This window comes from Janthinobacterium foliorum (assembly GCF_978021625.1).
This window is the reverse complement of sequence record NZ_CDXDQE010000002.1, coordinates 306,250-320,830: the sequence shown is the minus strand read 5'-3', so window position 1 is coordinate 320,830 and position 14,581 is coordinate 306,250. Positions and strand designations below refer to the sequence as shown.

The 14,581-nt window shown below is 67.5% G+C and carries 11 protein-coding genes; 5 read left to right on the top strand and 6 right to left on the bottom strand.

Annotation, left to right across the window (positions count from 1 at the left end):
- Positions 1 to 106: 106 nt before the first annotated feature.
- The gene (locus tag ACZ92H_RS05850; protein ID WP_465048665.1) at positions 107 to 343 is read right to left on the bottom strand and encodes a hypothetical protein; all 237 of its coding nucleotides are present in this window, start codon (positions 341 to 343) and stop codon (positions 107 to 109) included.
- Between the two features lie 334 nt (positions 344 to 677).
- Between ACZ92H_RS05850 and ACZ92H_RS05845 the strand changes: the two genes are divergently transcribed.
- From ACZ92H_RS05845 to ACZ92H_RS05825, 5 genes are all read left to right on the top strand, one after another.
- A complete protein-coding gene (locus ACZ92H_RS05845) occupies positions 678 to 2,999 on the top strand; it encodes a coiled-coil domain-containing protein (protein ID WP_465048664.1) in 2,322 nt (773 codons plus the stop codon).
- Positions 3,000 to 3,021: 22 nt separating this feature from the next.
- Positions 3,022 to 5,340: a bifunctional serine/threonine-protein kinase/formylglycine-generating enzyme family protein gene (locus tag ACZ92H_RS05840; protein WP_465048663.1), complete on the top strand. Its 2,319-nt coding sequence runs from the start codon at positions 3,022 to 3,024 to the stop codon at positions 5,338 to 5,340.
- 35 nt (positions 5,341 to 5,375) lie between these two features.
- Positions 5,376 to 6,122: an SIMPL domain-containing protein gene (locus ACZ92H_RS05835; RefSeq protein WP_465048662.1), complete on the top strand. Its 747-nt coding sequence runs from the start codon at positions 5,376 to 5,378 to the stop codon at positions 6,120 to 6,122.
- A gap of 77 nt (positions 6,123 to 6,199) precedes the next feature.
- Positions 6,200 to 6,598, top strand: coding sequence for an OsmC family protein (locus ACZ92H_RS05830; protein ID WP_465048661.1), 399 nt, complete (start codon positions 6,200 to 6,202; stop codon positions 6,596 to 6,598).
- Positions 6,595 to 7,497 (top strand): pirin family protein, encoded by a 903-nt coding sequence (locus ACZ92H_RS05825; RefSeq protein ID WP_465048660.1) that lies wholly within the window; start codon positions 6,595 to 6,597, stop codon positions 7,495 to 7,497. Before ACZ92H_RS05830 ends, ACZ92H_RS05825 begins: the two co-directional genes overlap by 4 nt.
- A gap of 7 nt (positions 7,498 to 7,504) precedes the next feature.
- Here ACZ92H_RS05825 and ACZ92H_RS05820 read toward each other — a convergent pair whose 3' ends face one another.
- From ACZ92H_RS05820 to ACZ92H_RS05800, 5 genes are all read right to left on the bottom strand, one after another.
- A complete protein-coding gene (locus ACZ92H_RS05820) occupies positions 7,505 to 9,982 on the bottom strand; it encodes a TonB-dependent siderophore receptor (protein ID WP_465048659.1) in 2,478 nt (825 codons plus the stop codon).
- A 126-nt stretch (positions 9,983 to 10,108) separates the two neighbouring features.
- Positions 10,109 to 11,071: a FecR domain-containing protein gene (locus ACZ92H_RS05815; RefSeq protein WP_465048658.1), complete on the bottom strand. Its 963-nt coding sequence runs from the start codon at positions 11,069 to 11,071 to the stop codon at positions 10,109 to 10,111.
- Positions 11,071 to 11,589 (bottom strand): sigma-70 family RNA polymerase sigma factor, encoded by a 519-nt coding sequence (locus ACZ92H_RS05810; protein WP_465048657.1) that lies wholly within the window; start codon positions 11,587 to 11,589, stop codon positions 11,071 to 11,073. Before ACZ92H_RS05810 ends, ACZ92H_RS05815 begins: the two co-directional genes overlap by 1 nt.
- Positions 11,590 to 11,697: 108 nt before the next feature.
- Complete coding sequence (locus ACZ92H_RS05805; RefSeq protein WP_465048656.1) at positions 11,698 to 12,297, bottom strand: metal-dependent hydrolase; 600 nt, start codon at positions 12,295 to 12,297, stop codon at positions 11,698 to 11,700.
- 530 nt (positions 12,298 to 12,827) lie between these two features.
- Complete coding sequence (locus ACZ92H_RS05800) at positions 12,828 to 14,477, bottom strand: FHA domain-containing protein (RefSeq protein WP_465048655.1); 1,650 nt, start codon at positions 14,475 to 14,477, stop codon at positions 12,828 to 12,830.
- Between the last annotated feature and the right edge of the window lie 104 nt (positions 14,478 to 14,581).

Here is a 14,581-nt window from a genome sequence, read left to right as displayed (position 1 = left end):
ATTGACACAATGCTGCGTGGCTGTGTATCCGCGGCGGATACAAATGGCGGCCTGGCGCGGCGCAATGCAAACCGGCGCCAGGCGGCGTGGAATCGGCATGCATGGCTCACAGGGTGCTGGCGGTGGCGTTGCCCAGCAGGGCCTGGCGTTCCTCGATCAGCGAGATTTTCTTTTCCTGCTCCGTCATGCGCTTGGCGCTGACCACCACCACGGGCATGCTGGCGGCCTTCGCCACGTTGCCGGCCTGCGCGGCGTGTGGCTGCATGAAGCTGACATAGCTGGCGCCGCAGGCGAGGGCGACGGCGACGGTGAAGATGGCTTCCATGTTTTTCAGCGTTTTCATGATCGTTCCTTTCGGGTGGCGGGTGGGTATGCATGTACTGTAGCCAGGCGGGCATCGCGCCGCCATGCCCTTGCGACCAGACGTGGTTTTGGCGGGATGGCCTGCAAAAAAACGGCGCTGAAATGCCTGCGCGCGGGGCCGGCAGGGCGACCCTTGGAATTGAGGCCTAAATAGCCCTGTATCCGGGCATATGAATGCAATTGCCGCGTGGCATTATTTGACGCTGCACCATGCAGTGCCCATGCTGTGCGCTGCCAGTGCTGCGTCAGCTGTCCTGCTAGAATCGGCATGGCGGCCCGGTCGCGTGCACAATCATTATCATCAGGAGTCACACATGTTCCAATTGTTTGGTTTTGGCGGCGCCCGCTGTCCCCGTTGCGAGCACCGGAACGGCGCCGCGGCCGGCTATTGCGCCCGGTGCGGCCTGTCGCTGGGCGCGCCCGACAGCGACGCGGTGCTGCATGCCAACCAGTGGCGCCTGGCCGACGACCAGCTGGCCCTGTTCTTTGGCGTGCGCGAACTGTCCTCGCTGTTCGGCAGCGCGCCGCGCCGCCTGCAGGTGCCGGCCGAGTCGCGCGCCTGGATCGTGCAGACCGACGCTTTCACCTTGATACCGGCTGGCGACTACGACAGTGCCGCCTTCTTTGCCCGTCTGCCGGCCCTGCTGCCGGCGCGCCCGGCCGAAGTGCTGATTGCGCGGGCCGATGCGCTGAGCCTGGAATTCGACTTGCCCGACCTGGCCAGCACGGAACTGCTCGGCGTGGCCGCGTCCCTGCGCGTCGACATCGCGCTGGGCCAGCCCGACGCCTTCGCGCGCCAGTTCATGCGCGCGCCGGGCGCCGTCACGCGCGCCCACCTGCACGCCTTGCTGCTGCCCTCCGTGCGCCAGATCGCGCTGGAATTCATCGGCAGCCGCGCGCTGCGCGAGATGGATGCGAATGCCGACCTGCGTCCCCAGCTGAACGAGCGCCTGCAATCGGCGCTGACGCAGCGCCTGGCGCCCAGCGGCCTGGCCGTGGCGCGCGTGGAAACCCTCAGCCTGCGGCACGACAAGCGCGCGGGCGAGGGGCAGGCGGCGGCCAGCATCGGCACCCTGTGGCTCGGTGGCTTGCCGGCGCAGGAACTGGAGCAGCACAGCCTGGAGCGCATGAAGCAGCTCGACCAGCTGTATGACGAGGAAGAATGGCAGCGCATCCGGCGCGAGGAGCTGGCGGCGCGCCATGCGCACCGCCGCGCCGAACTGCAGCAGGAGGCGACGCTGGAAAAGGCCGAATTGGGGCACCAGGAAGCGGAGCGCCTGCAAGCGCTGCGCGGGCGCCAGATCGATTTGTATGGCCGCATCCTGGAAGCGAAGTCGCGGCGCCAGGCGCTCGACCATGGCGCCGCGCTGGCGCTGGGCGAGCTGGAACAGGAACTGGCGCAGAAGGGCGCGCAGCGCGCCGATGAAGCGGCCAACTGGGAGCACGTGCGCGCGCTGGCCGCCATCAAGATGCGCAGCGAACTGGAATTGTCGCAGCTGAACGGGCGCGAACAGATCCAGATGGCGCAGCAGCGCTTCACGCACCAGGTGCACCTGCAGGCGATCGCGCAGCAAATCGAAAGCGCGCTGCTGATCGACGACGAGGCGGGCCGCCGTGCCCAGCTGGCCCGCTTGCGCCAGGCCGAGATGGACGCGGCGCAGCGCGAAGCGCAGCTGGAGGCGGAACAGCACAAGGCCGCCTGGCAGGGGCTGATGCTGGCGAATGCGGCGCGCAAGCGCGAGGCGGAACGGGTGCAGGAATGGGAAGAGCAGATGCAGCTGGCGCGCCAGCGCGAACTGCTGCGCGCCGAGGCGCACAAGGATGAAGCGGCCCAGGTGCAGGCGGCGGAAATCGCCGAAAAAGTCGCGGCGCTGCGGCGCGGCGGTGCGCGCGAGGACGCCATCGCGCAGCAGGAAAAGCTGCTGCGCACCATCGAGGCCGACGGCGTGCACGCGCGCCAGCTGCAGCAGCAGGCGCACCTGGCGCAGCTCGACGCGCTGGCCGTCGAGGAACAGCGCCAGCAGCTGCGCCAGCTGGAACAGGAAGCGCAATGGCAGCGCGACTTGCTGGCCATGGCGCAGCAGCGCGAAACGGATTACGCGCGCTGGAAGGGCGAATACGAAGCCTTGCTGGCGCAGCAGGCGCATGCGGCCGAACTGGCGCGCATCGACATCGACCGCATCGAGAAGATCGGTTCCCTGAGCGACACGGGCAAGGTGGCCATGGCGCAGGGGCCGAATGCGGCCGTGCTGGCGCAGGTACTGAAGGTGCAGCTGCAGGCCGGCATGAGCGCCGAGCAGCTCCACGCGCTGGCGGCCCTGGCGGCGGCCGAGAACAGCATGGCACCGCTCGATGCGCTGCGCCTGGCGCAGGACAGCGTGGCGCAGGAACGCAGCTACCTGGAAGGCCAGGCGGAGCGCGAACGGCGCCAGCAGCTCGACCTGATCAACCTGCAGAATGCGGCGCACGGCCATGGCTTGTCGGCGCAGGCGCAAGTGGGCGTGGCCGTCGCGCAGGCGCTGCAGCCGGCATTTGCCGGTGCCGCGCCGGCGCGCTGCAAGAACGGCCATGCGCTGCGCGCGGGCCATCCGGAAGACAAATTTTGCGCCGCCTGCGGCGTCGCCCTGCAGCCTTGATGGAAGTGTTTCACCCTAGATGATGCAAAAAGCACGAGACAAGCTGCGCGAACTGCGCGCCCTTCACGACGACGGGCTGCTCAGCGAGCAGGAATTCGAAAGCCGCAAGAACGCCATCCTCGACGCCGAGTACGCGCCGCCCGGTGGCGCGCCAGCGCCGCTGCCCGCGCGCCAGGGAACGGAACTCGGTTTCATGGCGGGCCAGGAAATCGGCCCGCAAAACCGCCGCTACCGGCTCGAACGGCTGATCGGCACGGGCGGCATGGGGCAGGTGTGGCAAGCCACGGACCTGGCCACGCACGCGGAACTGGGCAGCAGCGAAATGGTGGCGCTGAAGATTTTGCCGCCGCAGCTGACGCAAAGCGCCACGCACGCCAAGCTGCTGATCGAGGAAGCCACGCAGGCGCGCAAGCTGGCCCATGAAAACATCGTGCGCGTCTACGAGTGGGCGCAGGACCCGGCCACGGCCAGCTATTTCATCATCATGGAATGCCTCGACGGCGAAGACCTGGAGCATTACCTGGCGCGCCAGGGCGCGCTGCCGCTGTCGACCGTGCAGGAGCTGCTGCATCCGGTGGCCGAGGCGCTGTCGTATGCGTGGGAAAAGCACAAGCTGGTGCACCGCGACCTCAAGCCGGGCAATGTCTTCCTCACGGCCAGGGGCGATGTCAAGCTGCTCGACTACGGCATCGCCTCGCGCGTGCGCAATGCCGACAGCAGCCTGGCGCTGGACATGCCGAACGCCGGCACGCAAGGCTACCGCGCGCCCGAGGCGGGCGCCAACCAGCGCCAGCCCAGCCCGCGCCTGGACGTGTACGCGGTAGCCGTGATGATCTACCAGATGCTGGAAGGGCGCATGCCGTTTGACGATATGCGCAGCGCCAGCCATCTGCCCTCGGCGCCGCAGGGACTCAATGCGCAGCAGTGGCAAGTGCTGCAAAACGGCTTTTCGCTGACGCCCGAACTGCGGCCGCTATCCGTGCAAGCCTTGCTCGAAGGGCTGGAGCGTGCCGCCGGCCCGTCGCCCGAAGAACTGGCGGAACAGGCCCGCCAGGAGCAGGCGCGCCTGGCGCAGCAGCAAAAACAGGCGGCCCTGGCGGCCGAGCAGGCGCGCGAGGAAGAACTCAGGCAGGCGCGCCAGCGCCAGGAAGAACTGGACCAGCGCCGCAAGGCCGAGATCCAGGCGGCCGCGCTGGAAAAGCAGCGGCAGGACAAGCTGCGCCGCGAACAGGAGGCGCAGCGCCATTTCGAGGCGGAAGAGGCGCGCAAGCTGCGCAAGGAAGCGCTGCGCGGCCAGCTGCGCGCGCGGCGCGAAGCCGATGCGGCCACCGCCTTGCAGGAACACCAGGAATTGCAGCGCAAGGCCATCGTCGCCAAGGCGGAAGCGGCGTACCGCGCCGAACAGGAAAGGGCGCGCCGCGAAGAAGCCAGCCGCGCCGCCGCGGCGCAGGCGCAGCAGCAGGCGCCGCCGGCAGCGACAGCGGCCGTACCGGCGCCCGACCACGCGGAGCCGGTGGCGAATGCCGAAGGTATCCTGCGCGACGACTATCTCGATGGTTCGGGCCAGGGGCCGGAACTGGTGCTCATCCCCAGCGGCCGTTTCCAGATGGGCGCGCACGAGCTGGAGCACAAGGCCGCCCTGCAAGCCGGTTCGCAGCAGACCTGGCTGGACCGCGAAAAGCCGCAGCACTGGGTCGGCATCGAGCGTCCGTTCGCCCTGGCGCGGCATCCCGTCAGCGTGGGCGAATGGCGCGCCTTCGTGAAAGCGACGGGATGGGAAGCGGGCGGCGCGGAAACGGATTGGGATAACCCCGGCTTCGTGCAGAATGACGAGCACCCGGTGGTGGGCGTGAGCTGGAACGACGCCCAGCTTTACCTGGCCTGGATGGGCCAGCGCACGGGCCGCCACTACCGCCTGCCCAGCGAGGCGGAATGGGAATACGCCTGCCGCGCCGGCACGCGCACGGCCTTCAACGTGGGCGACATCATCAGCACGGAGCAGGCCAACTACGACGGCCTGTATGTCTACAACGGCGGCCCGCGCGGCGTGTACCGGGGCGGCACCAGCCCGCTGGGCACCTTTGCGCCCAACCCGTGGGGCCTGTTCGACATGCATGGCAATGTGTGGGAATGGGTGCAGGACGTGGTGCACGACAATTACGAAGGCGCGCCCGTCGACGGCAGCGCCTGGGAAGACGGCAGCGACAGCAGCCGGCGCATCCTGCGCGGCGGCTCCTGGCTGTACCACCCGCGCTATCTGCGCTCGGCCCTGCGCAACGGTTTTTCCACCGTGCTGTCCAACGATATCGTGGGCTTCCGGGTGGCGCGCACGCTCGATTGATTTGTTGTCATATCCGCCATCTTGGCGGATACTCCATGTACTTCAATCGTGCTGGAGCGTCCGTGTTCATGCAGCGCCTGCTATCCATCCTGGTCGTCTGCCTGCCCATGCCTGCCCTGGCAGGCGACTTGCCCGGCTATCCTTTCATCCACGCGACGGGGACGGCGTACAGCTTCATCATGCCGGACCTGGGCGAGATTGATTTCGAAGTCAGCGCCTTCGATCCGGCGCCGGCGGCGGCCACCGCGCTCGTGCACGCGCGCATCGCGGAGGTCAAGGCGCTGCTGGCGGAGCAGGGCTTGCCGGATGCGGCGGCCGGCATCGAGGTGCGCGACGTGCGCAAGGAAATCCGCAAGGGCGCCGAGCAGGACCCCGCCAGCCCGCAGTACCTGATCAAGGCGAGCGTGCATATCAACGTGGCCGATCTGTCGAAATGGCCGGCCGTCGTGCGTCCGCTGCTGCAGATGCCCAATCTGGATGCGTTTGCCGTCACCTTCGGCGCCACGCAGCGCGTGCGCCTGGAAGAAGAGCTGATGGGCGAAGCCGTCAAGGACGCGCAGCGCAAGGCCGACGCCATGGCGCGCGGCTTCGGCAAGCGCGTCGGGGCCGTGGCCGGCATTTCGTCGGAGCAGCTGAAAAACCTGGGCAATGCGGTGGGCCTGGTGCCATCTGACCGCTACCAGCGTGCCAATAGCCGCGAGCGGCAAAATCCCGACGACATGCTGATGGTCACCAGCATCAAGATGGCGCAGACGGTCGACGCGCTGTTCCGCATCAAATGAGCGGATAGCCGGGGGCGGGCTGCGCAAAGCGGGCAAACGGTGTAAATTGTGGCTTTCCAAACGCACCAAGGAACGCCATGATCATCACAGCCATCCGCGACCAGTCGCAGCCCATGCGCCACATCGTGCACGTACGCGATCACATCATTTCCGCCGACGCCTCGGTGGCCGAAGGGGGCGGCGATTCCGGTCCTTCGCCGCACGACCTGTACGATGCGGCCCTGTCGGCCTGCAAGGCGCTCACCGTCGTCTGGTACGCCAAACACAAAGGCATCCCGCTCGAACACGTGGAGGTGTCGACCGAGCGCGATGCCAGCGAGGAGCGCAAGGGCGTGTACCGCCTGGCCGCCACCCTGCACCTGACGGGCGACCTGACGGACGCGCAGCGCGAGGAATTGCTGGCCGCCGCCGGCAAGTGCCCGCTGCATAAACTGATGACGGCGGTGACGACCGAAGTGACGACGGTGCTGGCATGAGCTCGGCCATCCTGAAAAGCCACGAGAAGGACCTGGGCGGCGGCTTCGTCGTGCGGCGCCTGCTGCCGTCCGCCGTGAAACAGGCCGTCGGCCCCTTCATTTTCTTCGACCATTTCGGTCCCATCGACGTGGCGCCCGACGCCAACCACGACGTGCGCCCGCATCCGCATATCGGCCTGGCCACCGTCACCTATCTGTTCGAGGGCGCCATCGACCACCGCGACAGCATCGGCTCGTACCAGCGCATCGAACCGGGCGCCATCAACTGGATGACGGCCGGGCGCGGCATCGTGCATTCGGAGCGCACGCCGCACGACCTGGCGGGCCAGCCGCACCGCACGCACGGCTTGCAGCTGTGGGCGGCGCTGCCGAAGGCGCACGAGGAAGATGAACCGAGCTTCACGCACACGCCGCAGGCCGACATTCCCGTCGTGCCGCTCGATGGCGCCGTGGTCAAAGTCCTGATTGGCACGGCGTTTGGCCAGACCTCGCCCGTGCGCGCCTATATGCAGACGCTGTACCTGGACGTGGCGCTGGAGCCAGGCAGGGAGCTGCGCCTGGAAGGCTTGCCGGCGGAGGCGGCGATCTATCCGGTCAGCGGTGAGGTGCTGGTCGATGGCGAGGCGCTGGCGCCGCACACCATGGCCTTGATCGAGGCGGGCGCCGTGCAAGCGGGCGCCGTGCCAGTGGTGACGGCAGGCAGCGGCCCGGTGCAGTTCGTGGTGATCGGCGGCGAGCCGCTGGATGGCCACCGCTACCTGTTCTGGAACTTCGTCTCGTCGAGCAAGGAGCGCCTGGCGCAGGCGGCCGACGACTGGAGCGCCCAGCGCATGGGGCAGGTGCCGGGCGAGACGGAATTCATCCCGTTGCCGCAGGCGCCCCTGCGCCCGGCCACCTGAGCGATCCTTAGAAACGCGCGCGCAAGGTCAGTTGCGCCTTGCGCGGCTCGCCATAGAAATTGCCCCAGGCCGGCGCGCCCACCGTCTGGTAGTAGCGCTTGTCGAGCAAGTTCGTCACGGACAGCGAGGCCGTCCAGTTGCGGTCGATCTGGTAGGCGGCGCGCGCGCTCCACAGCGCGTACGCGCCTTGCGCCACCGTGATGGCCTGCGTCACGCGCGAGCTCTCCGTCTGGAAATTCACGCCGCCGCCCACGCTCCACTTCTGCAAGGCGCCGGGCAGGCGGTAGTCGCTCCACGCGCGCAGCATGTGGCGCGGCGAGTAGGTGCTGGCAAACATCACGCCTGCGCTCGAGGTCTGCTCCAGATACTTGAAGTTATTCAGCGTGTAGCCGGCGAACAGCTGCCAGCCCTGCGCCACTTCGCCGCTGATTTCCGCATCGAGGCCTTCGCTGCGCACCTTGCCCGTCGAGAAATAGCATTCCGTGCCGGACGAGCAGGTATTCACCAGGTCGAGTTCCGCGCGGTTGCGCTGCTCGATGCGAAACAGCGCCAGCGAGGTATTCACCTTGCCGTCGAACAGTTCGCCTTTCACGCCCACTTCCAGGTTGCGGCCCTTGAGCGGGTCGAGCAGGGCGCCATCGGCCGTGCGCTGGTTCTGCGGCTGGAAGATGTCGGAGATGCTGGCATAGCCGGACCAGCGCGGGTCGAATGCGTAGATCACGCCGCCATACGGCGTGACGACGCCGTTTTCGCGGTAGGGGTCGATATACACTTCGCCCGTGTCGCGGTACACGCTGCTCGACTTGTAGTTCGACACGCGCGCGCCGGCCACCACGGTGAGCGGATCGCTGACGCTGAAACGGGCCACGCCGTAGGCGCCCGTCTGCGTCATGCTCGTCACGCTGGGATCGCCGCGGTAGCTGTTTGCACGGAACCAGGCGTCGCTGGGTTCGGCCACGCCGTGGTTCGGCTGCAGCGGGTTGTTCGGCTGCTGCAGCAGGGCCAGGCTGTAATCGCTGTCGCTTTCCAGGCGGTTCGTGCTGATGCCGGCGCTGAAGCCGTGGCGCCGGCCGAAGGCGTTGAACTTGCCATCGAGCGACAGGTCGATGCCCTTGTTGGTGCTGCCGTAGTCGAACACGCCGCCGTACATCATCATGCCGGCCAGGGTGGCGGGATCGATCGCGCCCTGGCTGAACATGTATTTCACGTCATGCCGTTCGCGCGTGTAGTTGGCGCTGGCCTTGAACAGCCAGTCGGCGTCGAAGCGGTGCTCGAATTCGGCGAAGACGGCCGTCTGCTTGCTATTCCAGCGGTTCCAGTCGGCGCCCAGGAAGGTGGAGCGGGGCAGGTGCGGGTCGCTGCCATCGCGGTAGCGCGGCATGCCGGAAAAGAACGGCGTCGCGTGCAGTTTTTCGTAGCTGGCGCCCGTCGTCAGCTTGCTGCCCGGCGCCAGGTCGAATTCCAGCACGCCATACAGCACGTCCGTGCGGCTGTCGGCCACGTCATAAAAGTAATCGCGCTGCTCGTGCGCGGCCACGGCGCGGCCACGGATGCTGCCCGCTTCGTTCAAGGGGCCGGTGACGTCCACCTCGCCGCGCACATCGTTCCAGCGGCCCGCGCCCAGCGCCAGCTGCACCTGCTTTTCCGCCAGCGGGCGCTTGCGCACCATGTTGATGGCCGCGCCGGGCGAGCCCGTGCCCTGCAGCAGGCCCGTGGCGCCGCGCACGATTTCCACCCGGTCCAGCATGGCCGTATTGCTGGTGAAGCTGTTCGCCTGCGGGTAGTACATGGCGCGGTTGACGCCGTCGAACTGGTACGTTTCCACCATGAAGCCGCGCGAATACACATAGCGCCCGCCCATCGGGCTGTCGTACATGGTGATGCCGGTGGTGTTGGCCAGCACGGCGTCGATGGTGTTGAGGTTCTGGTCGTCCATCTTCTGGCGCGTGACGACGCTGACGGACTGGGGAATTTCGTGCAGGGTCTGCACGCCCTTGCCGACGGTGACGGCGCGCGCCGCGTACGAGTTGCTGTGCTCACTGACCGGATCGCGTTCCATGCTGGCGCTGACCGTCACGGGCGCCATGGTCTTTTCCGTGCCGGCTGCCGATGCGGAGGACGTGGCCGCCTGGCGCAGCACATAGGCGCCGTTCGGCAGCTGCACCGCTTCCAGGCCGCTGCCGGCCAGTACCTGGGCAAAGCCCTGGGCCACGCCAACGCTGCCGTGCACGCCGGGCGAGCGCAGGCCCCGCGTCTGCGCGGGATCGGTCGACAGGCTGACGCCGGCGGCGACGGCAAAGTCATTCAATGCCGTGGCCAGCGGACCGGCCGGCACGGCATAGGCTTGGGCTTGCGGGGCGGCGGCCTGGCCTTGCGCCAGCGCGGGAGCGGCGAGGAAGGCGGCGGGGGCGGCGCAAGCCATGGCGAGAACGGCCAGGCGGATGGCGCGCGCGGCGGGATGGAGAACGGGGGTGGTCAGCTGCATGCTCGGTCTTTCTGCTCAGAGGGATAGGAATTGGCGTATGAATCGGCTAATGAATTGGCTACTTATCCATGAAGCCGAAGCAGCGCGCCGAAACACCAACCCCTGACGCAAAAAAAACGCAAATATTTATGCCCGCCGGGCCGATACCGTGGCCCAGTAGCGCGTGAAGTACGTTACCTGCAGTCCGTGCGAGGCGCACAGGCTTTCCAGCACGGCGTCGATATCGTCGAGGCGGTAGGTGCCCGTGACGGGGCGCCCCGCCACGGCGGCGTCGCACGCGAGCCGCCCGCGCCGGTAGCGCGCCAGTTCGTTGACCAGTTTTTGCAGCGGCCAGTCGGCGGCCACCAGCATGCCGCGCAGCCAGCTGTCCTGGTGCGCCGGCACGGCTTGCACTGCATCGGCGCCGCCGGCAGCAAAGCTGAGCTGCTGGCCCGCTTCCAGGCGCTGCACGGCGTCAGGGCGCCCGGCGCAGCGCACTTCCACCGCGTGTTCGAACACGCTGACGGTGCTGCCACTGTCGTCGCAGCGCACGCCAAAGCGCGTGCCCAGCGCGCGGATCACGCCATGCGCGGTGTCGACCAGGAAGGGGCGCGGGTCGGGTTTTGTCGCCAGCATGATTTCACCGTGGTGCAGGCGGATGCGGCGATGCGCGGCGCTGTAGTCCACGTCGGCGGCGCTGTCCGTGTTCATGTCCATGCTGCCGCCGTCGGCCAGCGTCACGTGGCGGCGCCGGCCCGGCGCCGTGCGCAGCGCCGCCGACCATGCCTGCCATGGCGCGGACTGCAAGCCCGCCTGGCCCAGCATGATGCCGCCGCCCGTCGCCACCAGCATGGCGAGGATCTTGGCCGCCGCGCGCCGGCGCTGCTGCGCGGCCTGCAGGGCCGGCATCGCCAGCGTTGGCGGGATCGCGCCCAGCTGGCCATCCATGCGCCGCAGCAGGTCCCAGGCCCGTTCGTGCTCGGCGCTGGCATCGCGCCAGGCTTGCAGGGCGGCCGGGTCGGCGCTGCCGCACTTGATTTCCACATGCCAGTGGGCGGCTGCGGCCAGCACCTTGCGGGCGATGGGGCGGGCGGAAGAAGGGCTGAACATCAGGCGGTCGCCAGCATCAGGCATTCCGTGTAGGCGCGCACCAGGTGCTTTTTCACGGTCGGCAGCGAGACGCCGAGGCGCTGGCTGATCTCCACATAGCTCAGTTCCTCGATCTGCGCCAGCAGGAAGATGGCCCGCGTGCGCGTGCCCAGGCTGTCGAGCAGGCGGTCGATGGCGAGCAGCGTTTCGATGATGATGGCGTGCGTTTCGGCGCACATCGCCGTCGGCTCGGCCTGCTGCGCCAGCGCTTCCAGGTAGGCCTGTTCCAGCGCCTGGCGCCGGTAGCGGTCGATCAGCAGGCCGCGCGCGATGGTCGCCAGGTAGCCGCGCGGTTCGCGCAGGGGCGCCAGCGGCGTCACCTCGCGCTTGCCCAGCAGGCGCAGGAAAGTGTCTTGTGCCAGGTCGGCCGCGTCGGCCCGGTTGCCCAGCTTGCCGCGCAGCCAGGCAAACAGCCAGCCGTGGTGCTCGCTGTACAGGGTGGTGAGGTGGGCGGGATGGGTGGGACTGGCGGTGCTCACTGCGGACTCCGTGCAAAGGATGCGCTGGGCTGACGGAACGCGTGGCGCCGGCTGGCTGGGCGATTGAGAATGATACTCATTATCACATTGCCATGCGGGTGGCGTCAATCACTGTTGGCCGCCCAGGCGCCAGCGCTCCTGCCACTGTTGCAGATCCGCCCAGCCCTGCTGCAGGGCAGCGCCGGACCAGTGCAGCAGGCCATCAAACGCCAGCACGCTGCGGCGCCAGTGGATGCCGTCGAAAAACACGTGGTCGGCCACCACGGTGGCGGCCAGCCAAGCGGCGAGGATGACGATGATGTCGTGGCGCCCGCTCTTCCACCAGCGCAAGGAGTGGCGGCGGAAGATCCACGGCACGCCCAGCGGATTGGGCCAGTCGGCGAGCAGATGCATGATGCCGCCCGCCGCAAAGCCGAACAGGGGCGGCGCCCACGCGTGGTGCGGCAAATGCAGGTAGGTATAGACGAGCAGGGCGATCCAGGCCAGGCCCCAGTGGGTCCACGTGCGGTGCGTGATCCACAGCCGGTGCGTGCGGGCCCACCAGGCCACTTCCAGCCAGTCCGGCGCCGTGCCGCCCAGCGCGCCCATGACAAAGGCGAGCACGCTCAGCACTTGATAGGGGCCGCCGGCGCCAGCGTGCGCGACCAGGGCCGCGGCGATCACGCCGGCAGCCCAACCGGTCGCATGATGCGCTTTATTGGAAGCCATAGGAAATGTAAAACGCCTGCGGGCGCATTGTGAAACGTCGGGAATATTAACTGGATGAATATACAGTAAGCGCGGGATGGGGAGGGGGGATATTGCCGAATATTTGTCACATATTTGTTAAATAATGTGTCGGGGAGGTATTATCCGCGAGCGCGGCAAGCCATGCCGGCGGGTCAAGTGTGTTGTGCGGATGATAATGTATTCGGCGCGGCGCGCGCTATGCTGAAAGCAGCTGTCTGTCTTGAGGAGGTGTCGCCATGAAAATCCCGCGCGAATTGCAGATTCCCGCCATCGTGTTTACGCTGGAAGCGGTGTTCATTCTGGGCCTGTCGATGATTTTCCTGATACTGGTACCTCGCTAGTACCTTGTGGGTAACTGCAAATTTACAACACTGAACAAAACCGTAGCGAGCGGAAGAGAGAGGTGCTCGAAAAGCGCAACCGTACTCGGTACGGGGGCGCCGAGCCGGTGAGCATCGCTGGGCGCCTATGCCGACGCGCAGTAGCGCAGTAGGTTTGGTTCCGTGTGCCTATGCAGCTTGCATGCTGCTGTCGCACAGCGCCGCGCCTTCGGTGCGGATGATCCAGCATTCCGGATAGGGTTCGCTGGCGAAACGGTTGTGCCGCGCGAAGCCGCTGAGCTTATCCAGCGGCGTGGCGGGGGACAGCGCCGTTTCCTTGCCGCTGGCCACGTCCAGGTGCCAGAAACCGCCATTGCGGTGGAACAGGACGGGCAGGGCCGCCGCCTGCGGCGTGGCAAGGTGGCTGGACGGCGCGGGCCGGGCTTCGGGCAAGAGCAGGTAAAAGCATTCGGCGCGGGCGCCCTGGTCGATGCGGTGCAGGATGACGCCATGCGCGAGCAGGGCCGTGACGCTGAGCACGACGATGCCCTTGATGCTGGCGGACAATTCGATGCGCATGCCCAGACGCAGGGCGACGGGCTTGTGCTTGCCGGGCCAGACACCGTCAAGCAGCAGGCCGTAGCGCGAGACATCCTCGATTTCAAAGCCTTGCTGGCTGCGCCGGATGATGGCATGGCGGCCCGACAGGCGGCGCGTCAAGCCATTGTTGTCCTGGCCGTCGGGACTGAAATGGCTGAGCAGGACATCGGCTTCCGGATCGACCAGCTCGAAGCGGCCCAGCATGCATTCTTCCAGCGCGAACAGGCGGATCTGGCGCTGCTCGCCCGCTTCCGGCGCCGCGTTCACGAGGCAGGCGGCGTGGCTGGGGTGCGGATGGCAATGGCTGGCGGCGGGCAGGTCGACCTCGATCAATTCCTCGTCCCAGGCGATGGTGGTAAAGCCCATGTCGATCTTGCCTTGCGGCGCAGACAGGTCCACGTGGGCGATGCCGGCATTGCGCGCCGTCACGTCGAGGTTGTAGCCGTCGCCGCCCGTCACGCGGGCGATCGACGCGTCGTCGGCCATCACGCGCACGTTCTTGTGTGTGCTGAGGAAGATCTGGTGGATTTCCGTCAGGGTGGCGTCGCGGCGCGGCACGAGGATGACGAAAGTGCACACCCATTTCTGCGCCACGGCGCCATCGAGGTGGCTGTGCACTTCCACCTCGATTTGATATTGCCCGTGTTCCTTGTTGCGCGAAGAAAATTCGACAAACACGGGCCGCCAGTCGCCGCGCGTGGTGCGCACGAAGTCGTGCTGCACGGCGCCGCGGGGGATCAGGTCCGAGCGCAGGCGCAAGGTCAGGTGCGGCGCGCAGGCGGCGCTCATGCCGCGCAATTCCATTTTCAGGGTTTGCCGCCCGCCGGCCGCGCGCGGATCAAAGCCGCTGATGTGCAGATGGGCCTGGACGGGCTGGTAGGCCGGACGGCCAGGCAATGCGGGAGCAGGTGCGCTGGCGGCGGCAGGGGCCGTCGTGGCCACCGCCGCCAGCGCAGGCGCGCTGGCCTGGGGCGCGGCCGCGCTGGCAGGCGTGGCGTTGCGTGCAGCCGTCGCGCTGGCGACGGCAGGGGCGACCAGCGCATCATGAGCATGGGCAGAGGCAGGGGCGTGCGGAAGCGCCGTTGCCGATGGCTCGGAACGGGCGCTGCGCAGTGCGGTCAACAGGTCGTAGCTGCTGGGAGCAATCGTCGCTTGCGGGTGGTTGGCCGCGCAGACGTTTTCCCCAGGCAAGACCCAGAACGTACAGTGCGGGTGCTCCGGGTTGCTGCATTTTTTCATGACATTCTGACTCGAATCGAGCGGGGACATTTTGCCCTCTGTTATACATGAGAGCTTACGCGCTTTTGCGCCCGTCTGGCAACTTTTGCGGCTCCCGAAAGCGC